The sequence below is a fragment of the Streptomyces sp. NPDC048352 genome (assembly GCF_040651895.1).
Classification (GTDB): domain Bacteria; phylum Actinomycetota; class Actinomycetes; order Streptomycetales; family Streptomycetaceae; genus Streptomyces.
The window spans coordinates 1-24,744 of the sequence record NZ_JBEZKZ010000016.1 but is presented as its reverse complement, the minus strand read 5'-3'; the positions used below and the strand labels follow the sequence as shown (position 1 = coordinate 24,744).

Genomic DNA, 24,744 nt, shown 5'->3' with positions numbered 1-24,744 from the left:
TCCGGGCCCTTCCCCGTGCCCTCGTGAAGTGCTCGGGAGCTTGCGCTCCGAGCGAACAGTTCGGGAAGCGGGATGGCGTTGTCCTACCTGCGCGTTAGGGTCCATGAATACGAGGGCACGGGAGTACCCGACGCCGGCGGGCATCGCCCCCTGGTAGGTCCGCGCCCCAGAACGAGACGCTGAGACGGCATGTGGCCGTCGGAGACGAGCAGGTGGATACGTGACGAATCTGAAGCCTTACGCCGCGGGTGAGCCGTCCATCGGTGGCGGCCTCGGCGACCATGTCTACAACCGGCTGCTCGGCGAACGCATCATCTTCCTCGGCCAGCAGGTCGACGACGACATCGCGAACAAGATCACGGCGCAGCTCCTCCTCCTGGCCGCCGAGCCGGAGAAGGACATCTACCTGTACATCAACAGCCCCGGTGGCTCCGTGACGGCGGGCATGGCGGTCTACGACACCATGCAGTACATCCCGAACGACGTCGTCACCATCGGCATGGGCATGGCGGCCTCCATGGGCCAGTTCCTCCTCACCGGCGGCGCGACGGGCAAGCGCTTCGCGCTCCCGAACACCGACATCCTGATGCACCAGGGCTCCGCCGGCATCGGCGGCACCGCCTCCGACATCAAGATCCAGGCCCAGTACCTGCTGCGCACCAAGCAGCGCATGGCCGAGATCACCGCCCACCACTCGGGCCAGACCGTCGAGGCGATCATCCGCGACGGCGACCGCGACCGCTGGTTCACCGCGGAGGAGGCCAAGGAGTACGGCCTCATCGACGAGATCATCTCCGCCGCGTCCCTGGTCCCGGGCGGCGGCGGCACCGGGGCCTGATCCCGGCCCGGCGTACGGGGGCCCGTACGAGGACCCGTACGCCAGCCCGCCCGAGCCAGGCACCCCCAGCCCGCAGAACGCCACCAGGACGGTGAACACCCAGATGCAGAACAACTTCTCCGCGAGCGGCCTCTACTCCGGCCCCCAGGTCGACAACCGCTACGTGATCCCGCGCTTCGTCGAGCGCACCTCGCAGGGCGTGCGCGAGTACGACCCTTACGCGAAGCTCTTCGAAGAGCGCGTGATCTTCCTCGGCGTGCAGATCGACGACGCCTCGGCCAACGACGTCATGGCGCAGCTGCTGTGCCTGGAGTCGATGGACCCGGACCGCGACATCTCGATCTACATCAACAGCCCCGGGGGCTCCTTCACCGCGCTGACGGCCATCTACGACACGATGCAGTTCGTGAAGCCGGACATCCAGACGGTCTGCATGGGCCAGGCGGCCTCCGCCGCCGCGGTCCTGCTCGCCGCCGGCACCCCCGGCAAGCGCATGGCCCTGCCGAACGCCCGCGTGCTGATCCACCAGCCCTCGGGCGGCACCGGCCGCGAGCAGCTCTCCGACCTGGAGATCGCGGCCAACGAGATCCTGCGCATGCGCGACCAGCTGGAGACGATGCTGGCCAAGCACTCGTCCACGCCGATCGAGAAGATCCGCGAGGACATCGAGCGCGACAAGATCCTCACGGCCGAGGACGCCCTGGCGTACGGCCTGATCGACCAGATCGTCTCGACCCGCAAGATGAACGCGGTCTGATCCTTGCCGGCAACTGGCGTGGCGACAGAGCGGAATCCCGCGATGTGAACCGCGTCAAGGGGGCCCCGAACGGGGCCCCCGGCAAGGTACCGTCGGATATGAGGCACCAGGAGCGCTGAACCAGGCGTCTCCCAGGCGAAGGGGAAGCACCTCGTGGCACGCATCGGTGACGGCGGCGACCTGCTCAAGTGCTCGTTCTGCGGAAAGAGCCAGAAGCAGGTGAAGAAGCTCATCGCAGGACCCGGTGTGTACATCTGCGACGAGTGCATCGACCTCTGCAACGAGATCATCGAAGAGGAACTCGCGGAGACCTCCGAGGTCCGGTGGGAGGAACTCCCCAAGCCCCGTGAGATCTACGAGTTCCTGGAGAGCTACGTCGTCGGCCAGGAGCCGGCGAAGAAGGCGCTCTCGGTAGCGGTGTACAACCACTACAAGCGCGTCCAGGCCGGCGAGAACGGCGGCGCGCAGGGCCGCGACGACGCGATCGAGCTCGCGAAGTCCAACATCCTGCTGCTGGGTCCCACGGGCTCCGGCAAGACCCTGCTGGCGCAGACGCTGGCCCGCATGCTCAACGTCCCGTTCGCCATCGCCGACGCGACGGCGCTGACGGAGGCGGGCTACGTCGGCGAGGACGTCGAGAACATCCTGCTGAAGCTGATCCAGGCGGCCGACTACGACGTCAAGAAGGCCGAGACCGGGATCATCTACATCGACGAGATCGACAAGGTCGCCCGCAAGAGCGAGAACCCGTCGATCACCCGGGACGTCTCGGGCGAGGGCGTCCAGCAGGCCCTCCTGAAGATCCTGGAGGGCACCACGGCCTCGGTGCCCCCGCAGGGCGGACGCAAGCACCCGCACCAGGAGTTCATCCAGATCGACACGACGAACGTGCTCTTCATCGTGGGCGGCGCCTTCGCCGGCCTGGAGAAGATCATCGAGTCGCGCGCGGGCGCCAAGGGCATCGGCTTCGGGGCGACGATCCGTTCGAAGCGCGAGATCGAGGCGAGCGACCAGTTCCAGGAGGTCATGCCGGAGGACCTGGTGAAGTTCGGGATGATCCCCGAGTTCATCGGCCGCCTGCCCGTCCTGACCTCGGTGCACAACCTGGACCGCGAGGCGCTGCTCCAGATCCTCGTCGAGCCGCGCAACGCGCTGGTGAAGCAGTACCAGCGCCTGTTCGAACTCGACGGTGTCGAGCTGGACTTCGAGCGCGAGGCCCTGGAGGCCATCGCCGACCAGGCGATCCTGCGCCAGACGGGCGCGCGCGGCCTGCGCGCCATCATGGAGGAGGTCCTGATGTCGGTGATGTACGAGGTCCCGTCCCGCAAGGACGTGGCCCGCGTGGTCATCACCGCCGACGTGGTCCGCTCCAACGTCAACCCGACGCTGGTCCCCCGCATCGTCCCGAAGGACCAGGGCCCGCACGAGAAGTCGGCGTAGCGACCCGCAGCGCACACGAAGGAGGGGCGCCCCGGACATCCGGGGCGCCCCTCCTTCGTCGTCCGCGCGCCGCTACTTCTTGACGCGGGCGGTCTTGTAGAGCTGCGCGGCGAAGTCCGCGGTCTGCTCCAGGGTGTAGCCCTGCTTGCCGGCGAGGATGGAGACGGCGTCGCTCGCGCTGACCACGCTCAGGGTGCTGTAGTCACCCCAGATGCAGATGGGCAGCGTGAATTCCTTGGGCCCCTTGGCCGTTGCGGGGTCCTTCGCGGAGAGCTTGAGGTCCTGGCACTTGAGCACGGCGCCCTCGAAGCCCTTCGGAGTGATCTCCTTGGGCTTCCCGATGAGCTCTGCCGTCGACTTGTCGTTGGTCTCGGAGGTCTTCAACTTGAACAGGGCGAAGTAGCCGTCCACCGTCTTCTCGGGGTCGGCGATGTCGCCGTAGACACCGCTGAAGTTGATCCCCTTCTGCGACAGGGGATTCTTGGGATCGCCGGAGAGGTAGCTCATCCCCACCTGGGTGGGGTTCTTGATGCCCGCGGCCGCGGCTTCCTGCTTGTCCTTGTCCGTCATCGGCTTCTCTGTGTACTTCGGGTTCTTCTGGAACTCGCCCACCGACTCCGGGGCGACCAGCTTGTAGCCCTTCGTGTCGTCCGAGACCGGGCCGCCGGCGCCCAGGAACCACCAGGCGCCGCCCGCGATCACGGCCACGGCGACGACCACCGCGATGATCGGGCCGGCCTTCGACTTCTTCGGGGGCTGCGGCGGGGGCGCGTACGCCGGCTGCTGCGGCTGCTGCTGGTAGCCGTACGCGGGCTGCGGGGCCGGCGGGGGAGGAGGCGTCTGGTAGCCGCCCTGCTGGGGGTAGCCCTGCGGCGGGCCGGGCGGCGGCGGGGCCTGCTGGGGGTAGCCGTAGCCCGGCTGCTGCGGCTGCTGGCCGTACGGGTTCGGGGGCGGCGGGGGCTGCTGCCCGTAGGGACCCGGCTGCTGCGGCTGCTGGCCGTACGGCCCTGGCTGGTGGTAACTCATCCCGCGTCCCCCTGTGAGGTCTGCTTATCCGTTTCACACATCCTTGCGGAAGGCATGGGCGAGAGGGCACTCGGGCCCCCGCATTACCGGTTTCAGTACCGGACCGTTACGGCCCTAAACTGTGCCCGTGACCGAGAACACGCAGACACCCAGCGCCCCCGACTCCGAACTGCCGACCCAGTACGCGCCGGCCGAGGTAGAGGGGAAGCTCTACGAGCGCTGGGTGGAGCGTGGGTACTTCACGGCCGATCCCGCGAGCGAGAAGCCCCCGTACACCATCGTCATCCCGCCGCCGAACGTCACCGGCTCGCTCCACCTGGGCCACGCCTTCCAGCACACGCTCATGGACGCCCTGACCCGCCGCAAGCGCATGCAGGGCTTCGAGTCGCTGTGGCTGCCCGGCATGGACCACGCCGGCATCGCCACCCAGAACAAGGTCGAGCAGCAGCTCGCCGAGGAGGGCAAGTCCCGCCACGACCTGGGCCGCGAGGAGTTCGTCGAGCGCGTCTGGCAGTGGAAGGAAGAGTACGGCGGCAAGATCCTCGGCCAGATGCGCCGCCTCGGCGACGGCGTCGACTGGAGCCGTGAGCGCTTCACCATGGACGAGGGCCTGTCCAAGGCCGTCCAGACGATCTTCAAGAAGCTCTACGACGACGAGCTGATCTACCGCGCCGAGCGCATCATCAACTGGTGCCCCCGCTGCCTGACGGCCATCTCCGACATCGAGGTGGAGTACCAGGAGGACGCGGGCGAGCTCGTCTCCATCCGCTACGGCGAGGGCGAGGACAGCCTCGTCGTCGCCACCACCCGCGCCGAGACGATGCTCGGTGACACGGCCATCGCCGTCCACCCGGACGACGAGCGCTACAAGCACCTGGTCGGCCGGCTCATCAAGCTGCCGCTCACCGACCGCTCGATCCCGGTCGTCGCGGACACGCACGTCGACCCGGAGTTCGGCACCGGCTGCGTCAAGGTGACGCCCGCCCACGACCCGAACGACTTCGCCATCGGGCAGCGCCACGACCTGCCCAACATGACGATCATGGATGAGCACGGTGTCATCACCGTCCACGGCCCCTTCCTCGGCCTGGACCGCTTCGAGGCCCGTTCCGCGGTCGTCGGCGCGCTGCGCGAGCAGGGCCGGATCGTCGCCGAGAAGCGCCCCTACCTGCACTCCGTCGGGCACTGCTCGCGGTGCAGCACCACCGTCGAGCCGCGCCTGTCCCTCCAGTGGTGGGTCAAGGTCGAGACGCTGGCCAAGGCCGCGGGCGACGCCGTCCGCGACGGCCGCGTCGCGATCCACCCGCAGGAGATGGAGAAGCGCTACTTCGACTGGGTCGACAACCTCAACGACTGGTGCATCTCTCGCCAGCTGTGGTGGGGCCACCGCATCCCGGTCTGGTACGGCCCGGACGGCGAGGTCGTCTGCGTCGGCCCCGACGACGAGGCGCCCACGGGCGAGGGCTGGACCCAGGACACCGACGTCCTGGACACCTGGTTCTCCTCCGGCCTGTGGCCGTTCTCCACGCTGGGCTGGCCGGAGAAGACCCCGGACCTGGAGAAGTTCTACTCCACCGACGTCCTGGTCACCGGCCACGACATCATCTTCTTCTGGGTCGCCCGGATGATGATGTTCGGCCTGTACGCCATGGACGGCGAGGTCCCCTTCAAGACGATCGCGCTGACCGGCCTGGTCCGCGACGAGCGCGGCAAGAAGATGTCGAAGTCCTTCGGCAACGTCGTCGACCCGCTCGACTGGATGGACAAGTACGGTTCCGACGCCGTCCGCTTCACCCTCGCCAAGGGCGCCAACCCCGGCACCGACGTGCCGATCGGCGAGGACTGGGTCCAGGCCTCCAGCAAGTTCGCCAACAAGATCTGGAACGCCACGCGCTTCGCGCTGATGAACGGCGCGACGATCGAGGGCGACCTGCCGCCGGTCGAGCGGATGTCGGCGACCGACCGCTGGATCCTGTCCCGGCTGAACAAGACGGTCGCGCAGGTCGACGGCTACTACGACGACTTCCAGTTCGCCAAGCTCAGCGAGGCCCTCTACCACTTCGCGTGGGACGAGGTCTTCGACTGGTACGTCGAGCTGTCGAAGACGACCTTCTTCGCGGGCGGCGAGCAGGCGAAGGTCTCCAGCCGGGTCCTCGGCGAGGTCATCGACGTCATGCTGCGGCTGCTGCACCCGGTGGTCCCCTTCGTCACCGAGACGCTGTGGACCACGCTGACCGGGCGTGAGTCCCTGGTCGTCGCCGAGTGGCCGAAGGACAGCGGCTTCCGCGACGACGCCGCCGAGGCCGAGATCGGGAGCGTCCAGGCCGTGGTCACCGAGGTCCGCCGGTTCCGCAAGGAGCAGGGCCTGCAGGACGGCCAGAAGGTCCCGGCCCGCCTGGAGCTGGCGGGTACGCCGCTGGCCGCGCACGAGGCCGCCATCCGGCAGCTGCTGCGCCTCCAGCCGGAGGGCGACGCCTTCAGCGCCACCGCGACCCTGCCGGTCGCCGGCGCCACCGTCGCGCTCGACCTGTCGGGCACCATCGACGTGGCCGCCGAGCGCAAGCGCCTGACCAAGGACCTGGGCGCGGCCGAGAAGGAGAAGCAGCAGGCGGAGGCGAAGCTCGGGAACGAGGCGTTCATCGCCAAGGCCCCCGACAACGTCGTGGACAAGATCAAGGGCCGTCTCGCCAAGGCCGAGGCGGACATCGCCCGGATCCAGGCGCAGCTGGCCGGGCTGCCTGCCGCGTAGTCCCGTCGCGGCGCGCGCCGTCGCGTACTCGCGTACGAAGGCCCCCGTACCGTCGCAGGACGGTACGGGGGCCTTCGCGCGTGCCGGCACCGGGACACGTGGGTGCCGTACATCACCGGGTGTGTCCCACCCCCCGATCCGAACCCGGGGGACGACCACGGATGATGGGGGAATGCACGTCAAGCCCGCCCTCTCGGCGTTCCACCGGGCCCTGGCCCGCGGCCGCCGGATGGCCGGGACCCGGGGCGCGTCGCCCCGGGCGCAGGACGTCCTCACGGCGCTGAGCTGCCTGGGGCTGATGGCGCTGGACCTGCCCGGGCTGGCGGCCGCCGACAACTCCCTGAGCGGCGCGGGCGCCGCCGCCGTGCTCACCGTGGGCTGTTCGGCGCTGCTGGTCCGGCGCCGGATGCCCTGGGCGGCGTACCTGACGGCGCTGCTGTTCATCGGCTGGCTGCACGAGCTGACCCTGATCCAGTTCGCGCTGTACTCCGTCGGCCGGTACCGGGGGCGCCGCGCCGCGGTCCTGGCCACCGCCGGGTACGTGGCCTTCGCGCTGGCGGTGTTCAGCGTGCCGGGCTGGCCGGAGCCGCGGGCCGAGACGCTCAGTGCCTTCCTCAGCCTGGTGGTGCCGATCGGGGTGCTCGCCTCCGCCGTCGGGATCGCCGCCTACCGGCACGACCTGGTGTGCGAGCTGGAGGCGCGGCGGGCCGAGACGGCGGTGCTGAGCGCCGTGCAGCAGGAGCGGACCTCGGTCGCCCGCGACGTCCACGACTTCGTCGGGCGGGAGCTGACGCTGCTGACGGTGCGCTCGGAGGTGCTGTCGGTGCGGGCGCGCGACACGCCGTACGCGAAGGACTTCGAGGAGCTGTCGGACACCGCCCGGCGGGCCCACCTGCTGCTGAACGAGATCATCGTCCAGCGCGGGGAGCGTGCCGCGACCCCCGGTGTGGACGGGCTGGCGGCGCTGGCGGAGCAGAGCGGGCGGGCCGGGTCGCCCGTCCGGCTGGCGATGGACCCGCAGGCGCACGCCCTGTCGCCGCTGCGGCAGGCGGCGGTCTACCGGGTGGTGCAGGAGTGCCTGACCAACGCGGCCAAGCACGCGCGCGGCGAGACCATCGACGTGTCGGTTCGCGTGGACGGCCCGCACGTGCGCATCGCCGTCGGCAACGGCCTGCCGGCCGGCGCCCCGGACCGGGCCCCGGTGTCGGCGGGCTCGGGTACGGCGAGCATGGCGGAGCGGGTGCGCAGCCTGGGCGGCACGCTGACGGCGACGCGGACGCCGCACGCGTACGAGGTCGTGGCGACGCTGCCGCGCGGCTGATCGCGGGCGTGCCGGAAGTCCCGGAACGGCCGGGCCGGAAGTCCGCGGGCCCTCGTCCGTAGACTGGACCCCGTGAGTGAGCAGCAGCCCGAGAGCCACGACCGCGACCGCGACGGTACCTTCGACGAGTTCGACCAGATCGTGGCGGAAGAGTCCGACCGCGACCCCGACCTGGCGGTGATCGAGGCCGGCAGCCGCACCCTGCGCGCCCAGGCCGGGCCGCCGTCGGGTGACCCCGTGCCGTCCCGCCCCGAGGATCCGGAGGTGGCGAAGGCGCTGCTGGAGGTGGAGCAGGAGCTCGCCACCCGCTGGGGCGAGACCAAGCTGGAGCCGTCCGTCAGCCGCATCGCCGCGCTGATGGACGTCCTGGGCGAGCCGCAGCGCGCGTACCCGTCCATCCACGTGACCGGCACCAACGGCAAGACCAGCACGGCCCGCATGATCGAGGCCCTGCTGAACGCCTTCGACCTGCGCACGGGCCGCTACACCAGCCCGCACGTGCAGTCGGTGACCGAGCGGATCAGCCTGGACGGGGCGCCGATCAGCGCCGAGCGCTTCGTCGAGACGTACCACGACATCAAGCCGTACGTGGAGATGGTCGACGCCGCCGAGGAGTACCGGCTGTCCTTCTTCGAGGTGCTCACCGGGATGGCCTACGCGGCCTTCGCGGACGCGCCGGTCGACGTGGCCGTCGTCGAGGTCGGCATGGGCGGCAGCTGGGACGCCACGAACGTGATCGACGGGACGGTCGCGGTGATCACCCCGATCAGCCTGGACCACACGGACCGGCTCGGCTCCACCCCCGGCGAGATCGCGCAGGAGAAGGGCGGCATCGTCAAGCAGGGCGCCACCGTGATCCTGGCGCAGCAGCCGGTGGACGCCGCGCAGGTGCTGCTGAAGCGGGCCGTGGAGGTCGACGCGACGGTGGCCCGCGAGGGCATGGAGTTCGGCGTCGTCGCGCGCGAGGTGGCGGTCGGCGGCCAGATGCTGACCCTGCGCGGGATGGGCGGCGAGTACGACGGCATCTTCCTGCCGCTGTACGGGGCCCACATGGCGCACAACGCGGCGGTCGCGCTGGCCGCCGTGGAGGCCTTCTTCGGGGTCGGCGGGGACCACGCGCGCGAGCTGGACGCGGACACGGTCCGCCGGGCCTTCGCCTCGGTGACCTCGCCGGGCCGCATGGAGGTCGTGCGCCGCAGCCCGACGGTGGTCCTGGACGCCGCGCACAACCCGGCGGGGGCGCGGGTGACCGCCGAGGCGGTCACCGAGGCCTTCGGCTTCAGCCGGCTGATCGGCGTCGTGGCCGCGAGCGAGGGCAAGGACGTCAAGGGCGTCTTCGAGGCCTTCGAGCCGATCTTCGCGGAGGTCGTGGTCACCGAGAACACCAGCCACCGGGCGATGGGCGCCGACGAGCTGGCGGCGATCGCGGTGGAGGTCTTCGGCCCGGACCGGGTGCAGGTGGAACCGCGGCTGGACGACGCGCTGGAGGCGGCCGTCACCCTTGCGGAGGAAGAGGCCGAATACGGAGGGGCCGGCGTCCTGGTGACCGGTTCCGTGATCACGGTGGGCGAGGCCCGCCTGCTGTTCAAGAAGGGCTGAGGGATCGATGCGCACGCTCTGCGCGAGCACGCTGATCGGTGAATTCTTCATCGTCGGCTTCGCGGGCCTGGTGGCCATGAAGAACCCGGACCTGACCCAGGCCCAGGTGTGGACGGTCTGCGGTGTGACGATGCTGGTGTCGGTGCTGCTGTGCGGGATGCTGTCGCGCCCCGGCGCGGTGCAGCTCGGCTGGGCGCTGCAGATCGGGCTGATCGCGAGCGGTTTCGTGGTCCCGACGATGTTCTTCCTGGGCGCGGTCTTCGCGGGCCTGTGGTGGTGCTCGGTGCACTACGGCCGCAAGATCGACGCGATCAAGGCGAGCTGGGCCGCCCGGCAGGCGGAGGCCGCCGCTCCTGACGCTGCGTGACGGTTCACCGTTCCGGCCCTGTAGATTCGTCGCACCGCACCCGTTTGCCGCAAGGAGTTTTCACATGACCCAGCGCACGCTCGTCATCCTCAAGCCGGACGCCGTCAGGCGCGGCCTGGTCGGCGAGATCATCGGCCGCATCGAGCGGAAGGCCGGCTGGACCATTCCCGCGATGGAGCTGCGCACGCTGGACGCGGAGACCCTGGAGGCGCACTACGGGGAGCACAAGGGCAAGCCCTTCTACGAGCCCCTGATGGGGTTCATGGCGAGCGGTCCGGTCGTCGTCCTGGTCGTGGAAGGGGAACGCGCGATCGAGGGTGTCCGCCAGCTGGCCGGACCCACCGACCCGATCGCCGCCGCGCCCGGGTCCATCCGGGGGGACTTCGGCACGATCGTCCGGGAGAACCTGATCCACGCCTCGGATTCCGAGGAGTCCGCGGAGCGCGAGCTGAAGCTGTTCTTCCCGGCTCTCTGAGCTTCCTCGCATATTCCACGAGCACTCTTCACTGACGAGACATCAGCCGAATAGCGCTCACGACCTGGGGCGACCGAAGTAATTTCGGTCGCCCTTCGGTATTGCGGACACCGGCCGGGAACGCATGGCAAGGACTGGTCGTCACCACTAAGGGGGCGGGTTTCCGTTCCGGCGGGATCGCCGGAGTCCCGTCGCGCGGTGTCGGTACCCACGGCACTACGATGGGGCCTCCACCCACCACACCCACCTCGCCGACCTGACAGCAGCCGCTATCAACTGGAAGGCCAGACGCTCCTCATGGGGAACAAGGGGAACAACATGTCGTTCATCGGCCGTGACATGGCGATCGACCTCGGGACCGCCAACACGCTGGTGTACGTGAGGGGCCGGGGAATCGTTCTGAACGAGCCGTCCGTGGTCGCCATCAACACGAACACCGGTGGGATCCTGGCCGTCGGCTCCGAGGCGAAGAAGATGATCGGCCGGACACCCGGCAACATCGTCGCCGTACGCCCCCTCAAGGACGGCGTGATCGCCGACTTCGAGATCACCGAGCGCATGCTCCGGTACTTCATCCTCAAGATCCACAAGCGTCGCTACCTGGCGCGCCCTCGCGTCGTGGTCTGCGTGCCCTCCGGCATCACCGGAGTGGAGCGGCGCGCCGTCATCGAGGCGTCCACGCAGGCCGGCGCACGTCAGGTGCACATCATCGAGGAGCCCATGGCCGCCGCCATCGGCTCGGGCCTGCCCGTCCACGAGGCCACCGGCAACATGGTCGTGGACATTGGCGGCGGCACCACCGAGGTCGCCGTCATCTCCCTCGGCGGAATCGTCACGGCGCAGTCCATCCGGGTGGCCGGCGACGAGCTGGACAACGCGATCATCCAGCACATCAAGAAGGAGTACTCGCTCCTCCTCGGCGAACGCACCGCCGAACAGATCAAGATCACCATCGGGTCGGCGTACGACCTCGACAAGGACGAGCACACCGAGATCCGCGGCCGCGACCTCGTCTCCGGCCTCCCGAAGACCGTGGTCATCTCCGCCGCCGAGGTGCGCAAGGCCATCGAGGAGCCGGTCAACTCCATCGTCGACGCCGTCAAGACCACGCTCGACAAGTGCCCGCCGGAACTCTCCGGCGACATCATGGACCGCGGCATCGTGCTCACCGGCGGCGGCGCCCTGCTGCGCGGCCTGGACGAGCGGCTGCGCCGCGAGACGGGCATGCCGATCCACATCGCCGAGGACCCCCTCGACTCCGTGGCCCTCGGCTCCGGCAAGTGCGTAGAGGAGTTCGAAGCCCTCCAGCAGGTCCTGGACGCCCAGCCCCGGCGGTGATCGAATCCCCGCGAACGGGGCATGCGGAACACAAGGATCCGCCGTACGGGTGCTACCGCGCCGGTACGGCGGATCGTTGATATACAGGCACAGTCCGGCGCGGCCCCGGCTCCGCCGGAGCAGCTCCGCCGCACGGGTTTTCTACGAGGAAGGCACGGCCGCCGCACGTGAGGGACACACGAGAGAGCCGGCTGCTCCTGGTGCTGCTGATCGCCATCGCGTTCGCATTGATCACGGTGGACATCAGAGCGGGTGAGGAGTCACCGGTCGACGGGGCCCGCAGGGCCGCGGCAGCGGTCCTGGGACCGGTCGAGGAGGGCGTCGCGACCGCGGTGGACCCGGTCGCCCACGCCATAGGGGCCGTACGGGACTCCGACGAGCGCCACAACCGGATCACCACGCTGGAGCGCGAGAACGCGCTCCTGAAGACCAGGCTGGGCAGCGACGACCGCACCAAGAGCCGCATCCGCGAGCTCGACGAGATGCTCAAGCGGGCCGGCGCCGGACAGTACGGCATCAAGGGCGCGGAGGTCATCGCCATAGGAGCCGCCCAGGGCTTCTCCTGGACCGTCACCATCGACGCCGGCAGCAAGGACGGCATCGAGCGCGACATGACCGTCCTCAACGGGGACGGCCTCGTCGGCCGCGTCACCACCGTCGGCCCCGACACCGCCACCGTGCTGCTCGCCAACGACCCCGACTTCACCGTCGGCACCCGCCTGGAGAAGACCGGTGAACTGGGCTTCGCCACCGGCCAGGGCGACCGCGCCCTGTCCGTCCAGATGCTCAACGGCCGCGCGAAGATCAGCCCCGGCGACCGCCTGGTCACCTTCGGCTCCCGCGCCAACAAGCCCTTCGTACCCGGGGTCCCGCTCGGCGAGGTCGTCCGCGTCGACCCCTCCGGCGGCGGCCTCACCCGCACCGTGCACGTCCGCCCGTTCGTCGGCTTCTCCCGCCTCGACATCGTCGGCGTGGTCGTGATGCCGCCCCGCGACGACCCGCGCGACACCGTCCTGCCGCCCAAGCCCGAACCCCCGAAGCCCACGCCGACGGTCACCGTCACGGTCACGCCCTCCCCGAGCGTCTCCGGCCGGCCCGCGGACGAGGAGGAACGCTGAGCCATGCGCTTCAACCGGATCCTGCTCTCCGCCACCCTCGTCGTGGTCGCCCTCGTCCTCCAGGTCACCGTCCTGGGACGGCTCCAGCTCCCCGGCGCCGTCCCCGACCTGATGCTCCTCACCGTCGTCGCCCTGTCCCTGGTGTACGGGCCGACCTCCGGCGCCGTCCTCGGCTTCGGCGCCGGACTCCTCGCCGACCTGTCCCCGCCCGCCGACCACGCGGCCGGCCGCTACGCCCTGGTGCTGTGCATCATCGGCTACCTCGTCGGCCTGGCCCGCCCCGACAACGGCCGGTTCCGCTCGCTGTGGGGCCCGATGCTCACCGTGCTCGCCGCCGCCGTCGGCTCGATCCTGCTGTACGTCGCGGTGGGCGCCCTGGTCGGCGACACCGCCGAACGCCACGTCGGGCTCGGCGGGCTGCTGTTCACCGCCGTCCTGTACGACCTGCTGCTGGCCCCGTTCACGGTGCCGTTCATCATGGCCCTGGCCCGGCGCGCCGAGAACGACCCGATGGCCGTCGAAGCCGGCGGCGGCCCGCCGCAGGGCACCGACGTGTCCTCCGGCTGGCTGGCCGGCGGCACCGGACTCAGGGTCGGCAGCCAGCGCGGCGGCCTGCGGCTGCGGGCGTCGGTCGGCCGCGCCAACCGGGCCGGCCGCATAAAGGGCGTCAAAGGCGTGAAGAACGTCAGGAAGCTGTGACGGGGGAGCACCAGGCATGACCAACATTCCCGAGACCGGCCGCACCCCCCGGGTGCAGATCCGGCTCGTCATCATCCAGATCCTCGTCTTCTCCCTGCTGTTCACCCTCGGCGGCCGGCTCTGGTACCTCCAGATCCGCAACGGCCACGAGTACGCCGACGCGGCCAGGAACAACCACGTCCAGCGCGTGGTCCAGCCCGCCGTGCGCGGCTCCGTCCTGGACGCCCGCGGCGTCCCGCTCGCCGACAACGAGACCCGCCTGGTGGTCTCCGCGTCCCGCACCGAGCTGATGCGGATAAAGGACAGGGGCAAAGCCGTCCTGACCCGCCTCGCCGGCGTCCTGGACATGAAGCCGCAGGACGTCATGGACAAGGTCCGGCTCTGCGACTCCCAGACCCCCAAGCCCTGCTGGAACGGCTCCCCCTACCAGCCCATCCCCGTCACCATGGAGGCCACCACCCAGCAGGCCCTCCAGATCCGCGAACGCCCCGAGGACTTCCCCGGCATCACCGCCGAACCCACCGCCGTACGCCGCTACCCCGCGCCCGGCGCGGCCCGCACCGCGCAGGTCCTCGGCTACCTCTCGCCCGTCACCGACGAGGAGATCCAGAAGGCCAAGGACACCGACTCGCCGCACCTGCGCTCCGACCAGGTCGGCCGCTCCGGCATCGAGCGCACGTACGACAAGCAGCTGCGCGGCAAGGCACAGGTCACCTCCTACGAGGTCGACAACCTCGGCCGCGTCATGGGCGAGACCAAGTCCGACCCGGGCGTCGCCGGATCCACCCTCGTCACCAGCATCGACGCCCGCGTCCAGGCCGTCGCCGAGTACGAGCTCCAGCAGGCGATGAAGACCGTCCGCAACGAGACCGACAACATCACCGGCCGCAAGTACGAGGCCGACTCGGGCGCCGTCGTCGTCATGGAGACCAAGACCGGCCGCGTCGTCGCCATGGCCTCCCAGCCCGACTACGACCCCAACGCCTGGGTCGGCGGCATCTCCGGCCAGGACTACGCCAAGCTCACCAGCAAGAACTCCAACTACCCGCTGCTCAACCGGGCCATCCAGGGCCAGGCCCCCGCGGGCTCCATCTTCAAGGTCGTCTCCGCGAGCGCCGCCGTGCGCGCCGGCTACGGCTTCGACGACAAGTACAACTGCAGCGCCTCCTACAACATGGGCGGCCGCAGCTTCGCGAACTTCGAGTCCAAGGGGCACGGCCCCATCACCCTCGGCGACGCCCTCAAGTTCTCCTGCAACACCGTCTTCTACGCCCTCGGCCACAAGGAATGGCAGCGCGACGGCGGCCTCGAACCCAAGAAGGACGCCCACGACTGGTTCTACCGCACCGCCCGCGAGTTCGGACTCGGCTCCGAGACCCACATCGACCTGCCCAACGAGGTCACCGGCCGCATCCCCGACCGCCACTGGAAGCAGAGCTTCTGGGAGGCCAACAAGGACTCCTGGTGCAAGCAGGGCAAGAAGGGCGGCACCTACGTCGAGCAGATCGCCTACGAGAGCTGCCTCGAAGGCAACCAGCTCAAGGCCTACGACAGCATCAACTTCGCCATCGGCCAGGGCGACGTCCTCGTCACCCCCATCCAGATGGCCACCGCCTACGCCGCCATCAGCAACGGCGGCACCCTCTACAACCCCACCGTCGGCAAGGCCGTGATCAGCCCCGAAGGCAGGATCGAGGAGATCAGGCCCACGCCCCACGGCAAACTGCCCATCGACGCCAAGACCATCGGCGACCTCGACCGGGGCCTGCGCTCCGTCGTCGAACCAGGCGGCACCGCCGCCTGGCGGTTCATCGGCTGGCCGCTCGACAAGGTCCCGATGCGGGCCAAGACCGGCACCGCCCAGGTCTACGGCAAGCAGACCACCTCCTGGCTCGCGACCTACACCGACGACTTCACCATCGTGATGACGATCTCCCAGGGCGGCACCGGCTCCGGCGCCTCGGGCCCCGCCGTGCGCAACATCTACAACGCCATGTACGGCTTCACCATGGACGGCAAGGAGACCGGCAAGGCCCTCCTGCCCAAGCCGGAGACGAAACTCCCCACCGTCCACCCCGACGGCACCATCGACGCCCCCGAGATCAAGCCGTACGTGCCCCCGTCCCCGGAGGAGCTGGCGCCGCCCGCGCTCGCCGGCCCGCCGCCCCTGCGGCATGACTGAGACGTGATGATGCAGACCGCCAACAAGTTCTCCGTGTCCCGGTACGCACCCCGGAAGGGACCGCTCGCCCGGCTGACGGCCCGGGACTCGGTCCTGCGCCGCCTCGACTGGCCGATACTGCTGTCGGCGCTCGCCCTGTCACTGATCGGCGCCCTGCTCGTGTGGTCCGCGACCCGCCACCGCGACACCCTCAACCAGGGCGACCCGCAGTACTTCCTCTGGCGCCACCTGCTCAACACCGGCATCGGCCTCCTGCTGATGCTCGGTACGGTCCTCCTCGGCCACCGCAACCTGCGCGGCGCGGTCCCGGTCCTCTACGGGCTCTCGATCGTGCTCGTCGCGGCCGTGCTCACCCCGCTCGGCGCCACCATCAACGGCGCCCACGCCTGGATCGTCATCGGCGGCGGCTTCTCGCTCCAGCCCTCGGAGTTCGTCAAGGTCACGATCATCCTCGTGATGGCGATGCTGCTGGCGGCCCGGGTGGACGCGGGCGACCTCGAGCATCCCGAGCACCGGACCGTGGTCAAGGCGCTGTGCCTGGCCGCCGCGCCCATGGGCGTCGTGATGCTCATGCCCGACCTCGGCTCCGTCATGGTGATGGTCGTGATCGTGCTGGGCGTGCTGCTCGCCTCCGGCGCCTCCAACCGCTGGGTGCTCGGGCTGATCGGCGCCGGGACGGCCGGCGCCATCCTGATCTGGCAGCTGGGCGTCCTCGACCAGTACCAGATCAACCGCTTCGCCGCCTTCGCCAACCCCGAGCTCGACCCCGCCGGCGCCGGCTACAACACCAACCAGGCCCGCATCGCGATCGGCGGCGGCGGCCTCACGGGCTCCGGCCTGTTCAAGGGCCCGCAGACCACCGGCCAGTTCGTACCGGAGCAGCAGACCGACTTCGTGTTCACCGTCGCCGGGGAGGAACTCGGCTTCGTCGGCGGCATCATCATCCTCGGCCTGCTCGGCGTCGTCCTGTGGCGCGCCTGCATCATCGCCCGCGCCACCACCGAGCTGTACGGCACCATCGTGGCCGCCGGCATCATCGCCTGGTTCGCCTTCCAGGCCTTCGAGAACGTCGGGATGAACCTGGGGATCATGCCGGTGGCCGGACTGCCGCTGCCGTTCGTCTCCTACGGGGGCTCGTCGATGTTCGCCGTCTGGGTGGCCGTCGGACTGCTCCAGTCGATCAAGGTCCAGCGCCCCCTGTCCGCGTGACCCGGCCCGGGGGTGGCGGAATCCGCCGCTCACCCCCGCGCCGCGAACCGTTCAGGACTAGATTCGACCCATGGCGGACACGAAACGCGAAATCGAGCGGAAATTCGAGTTCACGAAGCCCGGCGCGGAGCAGCGCGGAGTACCCGACCTGACCGGCACGGCCGGCATCGCCACCGTCGTCGACCGGGGCGTCGCCGACCTCGACGCCGTCTACTACGACACCCCCGACCAACGGCTCGCCGCCGACGGCCTCACCCTGCGCCGCCGCACCGGCGGCAAGGACGCCGGCTGGCACCTCAAACTCCCCGTCGCCCCCGGCACCCGCGACGAGGTCTCCGCCGCCCTCAGCAACACCGTCCCCGGCCCCCTCGCCGTCCTCGTCCGCTCCCGCGTCCGCGACGCCCCCCTGGAACCCCAGGTCCGGCTGCTCTCCTCCCGGCGCACCAGCCACCTCCTCGACGCCGGCGGATTGCTGCTCGCCGAACTCAGCACCGACGCCGTCACCGCTGAACGCGACGGCACCACCGCCACCTGGACCGAGGTCGAGGTGGAACTCGCCGACGGCAGCGACCCGGCCCTCCTCGACGCCGTCGAAAAGACCTTCGAGAAGGCCGGGCTCAAGGTCTCCGACGCCCCCTCCAAACTCGCCCGCGCCCTCGCCGAGACCGGCAAGGAACCCCCCGCCCGCCCCGCACCCGACCCCGCCGACGAGACCGCCGGCGCGTACGTCCTCGCCTACCTGCGCGCACAGGTCGACACCCTCATCACCTACGACCCCGGCGTACGGCGCAACCAGCCCGACTCCGTGCACCAGATGCGCGTCGCCTGCCGCCGCCTGCGCAGCGCCTTCAGGACCTACCGCAAGATCCTCGACCGGGAGGCCACCGACCCCATCGGAGAGGAACTGCGCCGCCTCGGCGAGGAACTCGGCGCCGACCGCGACCGGGAGGTCCTCCACGAGCACTTCCGCGCACAGGTCGCCGACCTCCCCCACCCCCTCCTCGCCGGCCCCGTCCACAAGCGCCTGCGCACCTGGAACAGCGCCCGCCGCACCGCCACCCGCCGCCGCGCCCTCGCCGCCCTCGACCACCCCCGCCACCTCGCCCTCCTCCACACCCTCGACGCCCTGCTCACCGACCCGCCCCTGCTGCCCCAGGCCGCGAAACCCGCCGCCAAGGCCCTGCCCAAGGCGATCCTGCGCGACTACCGCCGGCTCGCCACCCGCGTCGACCACGCCCTCTCCCTGGACCCCGGACAGGAACGCGACCACGCCCTGCACGACGCCCGCAAGGGCGCCAAACGCGCCCGCTACGCCGCCGAGGCCGCCGAACCCGCCCTCGGCAAACCCGCCAGGAAGCTCGCCAAGGCCATGGAGGCCGTCCAGGACGTACTCGGCGAACACCAGGACAGCGTCGTCGCCCGCACCGCCCTGCACGACCTGACCCACCAGGCCCACGGCGCCGGCGAACCCTCCTTCACCTGGGGACTCCTCCACGGCCGCGAGGAGGCCCGGGCGGAACGCAGCGAACGCGACCTCCCGGCCGTCTGGGCCGAGGCCTCGGACCGCGCCCTGCGCTCCGCCCTCGGGTGATCATCGCGAGCAGGGGGCCGGCCCGCCTCGGGTACTCTGGAGAGTCGCCCCCTGCCCGCTTCACGAAAGTCGCGTGATGTCCGAGTCGGTCTTCCCACAGCTCGAAGCTCTGCTCCCGCATGTGCAGAAGCCCATCCAGTACGTCGGTGGTGAGCTCAACTCCACCGTGAAGCCGTGGGAGTCGTGTGACGTCCGCTGGGCGCTCATGTACCCGGACGCCTACGAGGTGGGCCTGCCCAACCAGGGCGTCATGATCCTCTACGAGGTGCTCAACGAGCGCGAGGGCGTCCTCGCCGAGCGCACCTACTCGGTGTGGCCGGACCTGGAAGCCCTGATGCGCGAGCACCAGGTGCCCCAGTTCACCGTCGACAGCCACCGCCCCGTCTCCGCCTTCGACGTGTTCGGCCTGTCCTTCTCCACGGAGCTGGGCTACACCAACATGCTCACGGCCCTGGACCTCGCGGGCATCCCGCTGGAGTCCAAGGACCGCACCGTCGACCACCCCATCGTCCTCGCGGGCGGCCACGCGGCCTTCAACCCCGAGCCGATCGCGGACTTCATCGACTGCGCCGTCATCGGCGACGGCGAGCAGGCCGTCCTCGACATGACCGAGATCATCCGCACCTGGAAGGCCGAGGGCCGCCCGGGCGGACGCGAGGAGGTCCTGCTGCGCCTCGCGAAGACCGGCAACGTCTACGTGCCGGGCTTCTACGACGTCGAGTACCTGGAGGACGGCCGCATCGGCCGCGTGGTGCCGAACCGCTCCGGCGTGCCGTGGCGCGTCTCCAAGCACACGGTCATGGACCTCGACGAGTGGCCGTACCCCAAGCAGCCCCTGGTCCCGCTCGCCGAGACCGTCCACGAGCGGATGTCCGTGGAGATCTTCCGCGGCTGCACCCGCGGCTGCCGTTTCTGCCAGGCCGGCATGATCACGCGCCCCGTGCGGGAGCGAAGCATCACCGGCATCGGCGAGATGGTGGAGAAGGGCCTGAAGGCGACGGGCTTCGAGGAGGTCGGCCTCCTCTCCCTGTCCTCCGCGGACCACACCGAGATCGCCGACATCGCCAAGGGCCTCGCGGACCGCTACAGCGACGACAAGGTGGGCCTGTCCCTGCCGTCGACCCGCGTGGACGCCTTCAACGTGGACCTCGCGAACGAGCTGACCCGCAACGGCCGCCGGTCGGGCCTGACCTTCGCCCCCGAGGGCGGCTCCGAGCGCATGCGCAAGGTCATCAACAAGATGGTCTCGGAAGAGGACCTGATCCGCACCGTCGCCACCGCCTACGGCAACGGCTGGCGCCAGGTGAAGCTGTACTTCATGTGCGGCCTGCCGACCGAGACCGACGAGGACGTCCTCCAGATCGGCGACATGGCCGTCAACGTCATCGCCAAGGGCCGCGAGGTCTCCGGCCAGAACGACATCCGCTGCACGGTGTCGATCGGCGGGTTCGTGCCGAAGCCGCACACCCCCTTCCAGTGGGCCCCGCAGCTGTCGGCCGAGGAGACGGACGCCCGCCTCGGCAAGCTCCGCGACAAGATCCGCGGCGACAAGAAGTACGGCCGCTCGATCGGCTTCCGCTACCACGACGGCAAGCCGGGCATCGTGGAGGGCCTCCTCTCGCGCGGCGACCGCCGCATCGGCGACGTCATCCGCGCGGTCTACGAGGACGGCGGCCGCTTCGACGGCTGGCGCGAGCACTTCTCGTACGACCGCTGGATGCGCGCGGCGGAGAAGACCCTGCCGGCGTACGGCGTGGACGTAGCCTGGTATACGACCCGCGAGCGCACGTACGAGGAGGTCCTGCCCTGGGACCACCTGGACTCGGGCCTGGACAAGGACTGGCTCTGGGAGGACTGGCAGGACGCCCTCGACGAGACGGAGGTCGAGGACTGCCGCTGGACCCCGTGCTTCGACTGCGGCGTGTGTCCTGCTCTCCAGACGGAAATCCAGATCGGCCCCACGGGCAAGAAGCTCCTTCCGCTGAGTGTCGTGGGCGGCAACTCCCCGAAGGCCTGACGTGGTGCGGATGTCCCCCTGCCGGGAGGCGGGGGGACATCCGCGTTTCACGGGCGGGCCGTGAACTCGTCCGTCGTGATCAGGAGACGCCGCGGTGCGTCCTCGGGCACGACGAGTTCGATGTCGATCCGGGGAGCACGCACCTTCCGGACCTTGGTCCTCGTGACCTTGCACGTGACCCCCGCCCGTCGAAGATCAGCAGCCATGGTCGCCGTTCCCTCCTGGGCCCAGTGTTGGCGGAACGACCGGCCCGTGGGTATCCGCACCCAGCCGTCCTCCGCGTACCGCCTGACATGGACGGGTTCGTCCCCGAGCGCGGACAGGACGTCCGCGGTGAGCCGCGCGTACACGGTGTGCGGATCGGGAGCGCCCTGCCCGCCTTTCGGGCAGGCCCGGCACCGGAGGTACTCGTAGTACTTGCCGGTGTTGGACCTCGACCGGTGCGCGGTCATGTTCGTCCGGCAATCCGCGCACACGAGTACGCCGAGGAAGACGGTCGCCCCGTCCGGCCGGCGGGTGGGCTGGGCCTTGGACCGCCGGTCAAGCGCCGATTGCAGCTCCTGGAACTGCTGTTCGCTGAAGATCGCCTCGGCCACGCGGATCGGGCGGCCGTCCCTTCCGAGGACCAGCCTGGAACGGCGAACGCCGCCGTTCTTCTCTTCCTCCACGCGATACCCCATGAGGGCGGGGTGGCGCAGCCTGCGGAGCAGTGTGGCCGGGGTGAGGCCGGGCCCGCAGACTCCGGCACGCACCAGAACCCTGACCAGGCGCCGGGCGGAGGCGCCCCGCACGACCCTGGTGTGACACCACTGCAACACGCGCCGGGCTGCCTCGTCGATGGTGAGGAAACTCCTCCCCTTCGCGTCCTGGGCGATGGCGTAGCCATACGCGGGTTTGCCTACGAGCCACTCCGTTTGGGTCTTGGTGTGGTTCCACAGACTTGCGACCCGGGTTCCGGTGTTGGCCGCCTCGATTTCGGCGATGCTTCCGACGAGCGCGGCCAGCTCCTTTCCCGCCTCCGTGGAGAGGTCGATGGGGTCGTTCCCGGAGACCAGGTTCTTCCCGAACCGCATGCACCAGCTGATCATCGCCGTCAGGTCGGCTGCCCGCCGCACGAGCCGGTCCATCTTCCAGAAGAGGAGTACGTCGAAGTCCGGGGCCCTGTCCCTGAGCCACGGCCCGAGTTGGGGGCGGCGCCACGGGGGCACCCGTGTGGCGGAGACGTTCAGGTCGCGGGCGACCCCGACGACCCGGTAGCCCCGTTCCCGGGCAAGCAGGCGGAGGTCGAGTTCCTGGCGTGCGGGTGACGTCGTGCTCTCCGTGAGTACGGAGAGCCGCACCGAGAGGAGTGCCCGGGGAGCGTCAGCCGGCAGGAGGCGCTCGTCATTTTCCAGCTTCCTCCCGTACGCGGAAACGTTCCCGTTGTTGCTCTCCGATCGATATCGGGTGATGCAATGTGCCATTTCCCCTGCCCGAGGCGGAAAGCGCGGCAGGGACAAGGACGGGTGCCGGCGCAACGGATGGGGCGGTTCTGGTGTCCTTAGCGGCATGCAGATGGAGAAGTCGCAGGCCGCGCAGGGTGGGGACGGGTGTCTGGCCGGGGTGGTCAGGGTGCCGGTGAAGATCGTGGCCGTGCTGGTGGTGCTGCCGGTGCGGGCGGTGTGGGACCTGCTCGTGCTGGGGGCGCGGGCCGCGCAGCGGCATGTGCTCGCGCCGCTGGGGCGGGCCGCCGGCTGGGTCCTCGTACGGGTGTACCGCCACCTGCTGCGGCCGTTGCTGCTCGTCCTCTTCTACTGGCCCTGGGCTGGGGCGTGGCGGTACCTCGTCGTGCCCGTCGCCACGGTGGTCCACCGGTACCTGCTGCGGCCCCTCGGGACGGCGGCCGCCTGGCTGTGCGTCGCGTTCGGGCGGTACGTGCTGGTGCCCGTCGGGAGCGCGATCGGATGGGTGCTGCGGCACGTGGTGGTGCTGCCCGCCGGCTGGCTGTACCGGGAGGTGCTGGCGCCGTTGGGGCGCGGGCTGCGGTGGCTGGTGCGCGGGCTGTGCATGCTGGTGTTCGTCTGGCCCTGGGTGGGTCTGTGGCGGTACGTCCTGGCCCCCGTGGGGCGCGGGCTCCTCTGGGTGGGGCGGTACGTGCTCCTGCCGCCGCTCGCACTGCTGTACCGGTACGTCCTGACGCCCCTCGGCCACCTCCTCCTCGGCGCCTGGCACATCGCCGGCCGCATCACCCGCGCCCTCGGCCGCGGGCTGCGCCTGCTGTGGCGCGGCTGCGTCGCCCGGCCCGCCGCGTGGGCCTACCGGCAGGTGGCCACACCGGTCGGGCACGCCGTGCGCGAGGTGTGGCGTACCTCCCGCGCCGCGGTGCGGGAGGCGCGGGCCGAGGTGCGGCGCGTGCTGTTCGGGGGGCCGCCCGTGGAACCGGCGAGGTCACGGGCGCGTACTCTGGGTAGTACGACAGCCGCCGACGCGGCACCCGCTCCCGAGATCTCCCTGCGCAACCGGCGGGGGTGAGCCGGACGGGTCGACAGGACTCAGGGCGGCGCGCGAGCCGTGACGCCCCGCACAAGGAGAAGAACCACTGGGCAAGCGACAGCCCGAAGGCCCGCCTCCCGCACCGGTGGTGCAGCGCATCCGACTGCGCTACACCAAGCGTGGCCGCCTCCGGTTCACCAGTCACCGAGACTTCCAGCGCGCCTTCGAGCGCGCCCTGCGCCGCGCCGAGGTACCCATGGCGTACTCGGCCGGCTTCACCCCCCACCCCCGCGTCTCGTACGCGAACGCCGCTCCCACCGGCACCGGCAGCGAGGCCGAGTACCTGGAGATCGGCCTCGCGGCGGCCCGTGACCCCGAGAAGCTCCGCGAGCTGCTCGACGAGTCCATGCCGGTCGGCCTCGACATCGTCGACGCCGTCGAGGCCCGGACCTCCGGGCTCGCGGACCGGCTGACGGCCTCCGTGTGGGAGCTGCGGCTGGAGGGCGTGGAGCCCGCCGACGCCGCGCGGGCGGTGGAGTCCTTCCTGGCCGCCGAGACGGTGGAGGTGCAGCGCCGGACCAAGAACGGCATGCGGACCTTCGACACCCGCGGCGCCGTCGTCAGTCTCGAGGCGGTTCCCGCCCAGGCTGATAGGCCGCTGGACAATGCCTGTGCGATACTGCGGCTGGTTGTTCGGCATTTGACACCTGCCGTGCGACCCGACGACGTCCTGTCCGGTCTCCACGCTGTGGCCGACCTGGCGCCGCCGGTCCCCGCAGCGGTGACCAGGCTGGCGCAGGGGCTCTTCGACGAGGAGTCCGGCACGGTGACCGACCCGCTCGCGCCCGACCGCGAAGCTGTCACGGCCGCCCCACCCACGGCCGCCGTGAACGCCGACGCGAAGGCGCCGGAAGGTCCCGCCGCGTAGGGATCGTCGTCGTCGCGCCGCCCTGGCACTCGGGAGCCACCTGGGTCGGGCAGCGCACAGACCTGAAGACTTCCGCCAGGCCGTACGGACAAGACGTACGGAACCGGCGGCCATGGACTACAGCTCCCGTGTGGCGAACGCGCCCCGGAGGCCGGCTCCGCGCCCATCGCGCGGAGCCGTGCCGGACCGGACGTCAGCCGCGGCGCCCGGGAGCGTGACGGGAGAACCGCCCGCATGCTCGAGAACGAAAACGACAACACCCCCGCCGCCGACAGTGGCAGCCCCAGCGACAACCTGCCCCCGCGCAGGCGTCGCCGCGCGGCATCCCGGCCGGCCGGCCCGCCCGGCGGCGTCGCCGAGACGCCCGTAGAGGCCGCTCCCGCTCCCGCCGCCGCGCCCGTCGCGGAGGAGGCTCCGGCCGCTCCCGCTCCGCGTGCCCGCCGTCGTGCCACCCGTGCGGTGGCCGCTCCGGCCGCCGAGGTGGTCGTGGAGTCGGCTCCGGCTGCTGCTCCGGCCGCCGAGGAGGCTCCGGCCGCGCCGGCTCCGCGTACCCGCCGCCGCGCCACCCGCGCCGTCGCCGCCCCCGCTGCCGAGTCCGCGCCGGAGGCGCCCGCAGAG

At 70.6% G+C, this 24,744-nt stretch carries 19 protein-coding genes and 1 pseudogene; 18 read left to right on the top strand and 2 right to left on the bottom strand.

Translation table 11 applies throughout. The annotated features are described in order from the left end of the window. Window positions 1-220 precede the first annotated feature (220 nt). The 3 genes from AB0D45_RS11460 (at window position 221) to clpX (ending at window position 3,035) form a co-directional block, all read left to right on the top strand. Complete coding sequence (locus AB0D45_RS11460; protein ID WP_361601682.1) at window positions 221-838, top strand: ATP-dependent Clp protease proteolytic subunit; 618 nt, start codon at window positions 221-223, stop codon at window positions 836-838. Between the two features lie 103 nt (window positions 839-941). Then, window positions 942-1,595: an ATP-dependent Clp protease proteolytic subunit gene (locus AB0D45_RS11455; protein WP_361601710.1), complete on the top strand. Its 654-nt coding sequence runs from the start codon at window positions 942-944 to the stop codon at window positions 1,593-1,595. Window positions 1,596-1,748: 153 nt separating this feature from the next. Then, a complete protein-coding gene (gene clpX / locus AB0D45_RS11450; protein ID WP_030229634.1) occupies window positions 1,749-3,035 on the top strand; it encodes an ATP-dependent Clp protease ATP-binding subunit ClpX in 1,287 nt (428 codons plus the stop codon). A 72-nt stretch (window positions 3,036-3,107) separates the two neighbouring features. Here clpX and AB0D45_RS11445 read toward each other — a convergent pair whose 3' ends face one another. Then, window positions 3,108-4,061 (bottom strand): hypothetical protein, encoded by a 954-nt coding sequence (locus tag AB0D45_RS11445; protein WP_362457270.1) that lies wholly within the window; start codon window positions 4,059-4,061, stop codon window positions 3,108-3,110. 127 nt (window positions 4,062-4,188) lie between these two features. On the opposite strand from AB0D45_RS11445, the gene AB0D45_RS11440 reads away from it, so the two are divergent. The 12 genes from AB0D45_RS11440 (at window position 4,189) to AB0D45_RS11385 (ending at window position 20,726) form a co-directional block, all read left to right on the top strand. Further along, window positions 4,189-6,810 carry a valine--tRNA ligase gene (locus AB0D45_RS11440; RefSeq protein WP_362457267.1) on the top strand — a complete coding sequence of 874 codons (2,622 nt, stop codon included), beginning with the start codon at window positions 4,189-4,191 and terminating at the stop codon, window positions 6,808-6,810. Between the two features lie 172 nt (window positions 6,811-6,982). Continuing rightward, window positions 6,983-8,131 (top strand): histidine kinase, encoded by a 1,149-nt coding sequence (locus tag AB0D45_RS11435; protein WP_362457264.1) that lies wholly within the window; start codon window positions 6,983-6,985, stop codon window positions 8,129-8,131. Between the two features lie 72 nt (window positions 8,132-8,203). Continuing rightward, window positions 8,204-9,730, top strand: coding sequence for a folylpolyglutamate synthase/dihydrofolate synthase family protein (locus tag AB0D45_RS11430; RefSeq protein ID WP_361601666.1), 1,527 nt, complete (start codon window positions 8,204-8,206; stop codon window positions 9,728-9,730). Window positions 9,731-9,737: 7 nt separating this feature from the next. Beyond that, entirely contained in the window at window positions 9,738-10,097 is a 360-nt protein-coding gene (locus AB0D45_RS11425) for a DUF4233 domain-containing protein (protein ID WP_361601663.1), read from the top strand. Between the two features lie 64 nt (window positions 10,098-10,161). Then, window positions 10,162-10,572 carry a nucleoside-diphosphate kinase gene (ndk, locus tag AB0D45_RS11420; protein WP_125821114.1) on the top strand — a complete coding sequence of 137 codons (411 nt, stop codon included), beginning with the start codon at window positions 10,162-10,164 and terminating at the stop codon, window positions 10,570-10,572. Window positions 10,573-10,890: 318 nt separating this feature from the next. Continuing rightward, window positions 10,891-11,910: a rod shape-determining protein gene (locus tag AB0D45_RS11415; RefSeq protein WP_030008578.1), complete on the top strand. Its 1,020-nt coding sequence runs from the start codon at window positions 10,891-10,893 to the stop codon at window positions 11,908-11,910. A 167-nt stretch (window positions 11,911-12,077) separates the two neighbouring features. Next, on the top strand, window positions 12,078-13,028 hold the full coding sequence (gene mreC, locus AB0D45_RS11410) for a rod shape-determining protein MreC (RefSeq protein WP_361601660.1): 951 nt from the start codon (window positions 12,078-12,080) through the stop codon (window positions 13,026-13,028). A 3-nt stretch (window positions 13,029-13,031) separates the two neighbouring features. Further along, entirely contained in the window at window positions 13,032-13,727 is a 696-nt protein-coding gene (gene mreD, locus AB0D45_RS11405; RefSeq protein WP_361601657.1) for a rod shape-determining protein MreD, read from the top strand. A 16-nt stretch (window positions 13,728-13,743) separates the two neighbouring features. After that, a complete protein-coding gene (mrdA, locus tag AB0D45_RS11400; RefSeq protein ID WP_361601654.1) occupies window positions 13,744-15,909 on the top strand; it encodes a penicillin-binding protein 2 in 2,166 nt (721 codons plus the stop codon). Window positions 15,910-15,918: 9 nt separating this feature from the next. Then, on the top strand, window positions 15,919-17,118 hold the full coding sequence (gene rodA, locus AB0D45_RS11395; RefSeq protein ID WP_361601706.1) for a rod shape-determining protein RodA: 1,200 nt from the start codon (window positions 15,919-15,921) through the stop codon (window positions 17,116-17,118). A 70-nt stretch (window positions 17,119-17,188) separates the two neighbouring features. Beyond that, a complete protein-coding gene (locus AB0D45_RS11390) occupies window positions 17,189-18,709 on the top strand; it encodes a CYTH and CHAD domain-containing protein (RefSeq protein ID WP_362457258.1) in 1,521 nt (506 codons plus the stop codon). 73 nt (window positions 18,710-18,782) lie between these two features. Beyond that, on the top strand, window positions 18,783-20,726 hold the full coding sequence (locus AB0D45_RS11385) for a TIGR03960 family B12-binding radical SAM protein (RefSeq protein WP_361601648.1): 1,944 nt from the start codon (window positions 18,783-18,785) through the stop codon (window positions 20,724-20,726). A 47-nt stretch (window positions 20,727-20,773) separates the two neighbouring features. On the opposite strand, the gene AB0D45_RS11380 is transcribed toward AB0D45_RS11385, so the two are convergent. After that, window positions 20,774-22,225: a recombinase family protein gene (locus AB0D45_RS11380; protein ID WP_362457255.1), complete on the bottom strand. Its 1,452-nt coding sequence runs from the start codon at window positions 22,223-22,225 to the stop codon at window positions 20,774-20,776. Window positions 22,226-22,274: 49 nt separating this feature from the next. Between AB0D45_RS11380 and AB0D45_RS11375 the strand changes: the two genes are divergently transcribed. The 3 genes and pseudogenes from AB0D45_RS11375 to AB0D45_RS11365 form a co-directional block, all read left to right on the top strand. Then, window positions 22,275-23,237 (top strand): hypothetical protein, encoded by a 963-nt coding sequence (locus AB0D45_RS11375; protein ID WP_362457252.1) that lies wholly within the window; start codon window positions 22,275-22,277, stop codon window positions 23,235-23,237. A 109-nt stretch (window positions 23,238-23,346) separates the two neighbouring features. Next, window positions 23,347-24,126, top strand: a complete 780-nt coding sequence (locus AB0D45_RS11370; RefSeq protein ID WP_361601639.1) for a TIGR03936 family radical SAM-associated protein — start codon at window positions 23,347-23,349, stop codon at window positions 24,124-24,126. Between the two features lie 234 nt (window positions 24,127-24,360). Beyond that, window positions 24,361-24,744 (top strand): annotated as a pseudogene (locus tag AB0D45_RS11365) (ribonuclease E/G); the annotation flags it as partial.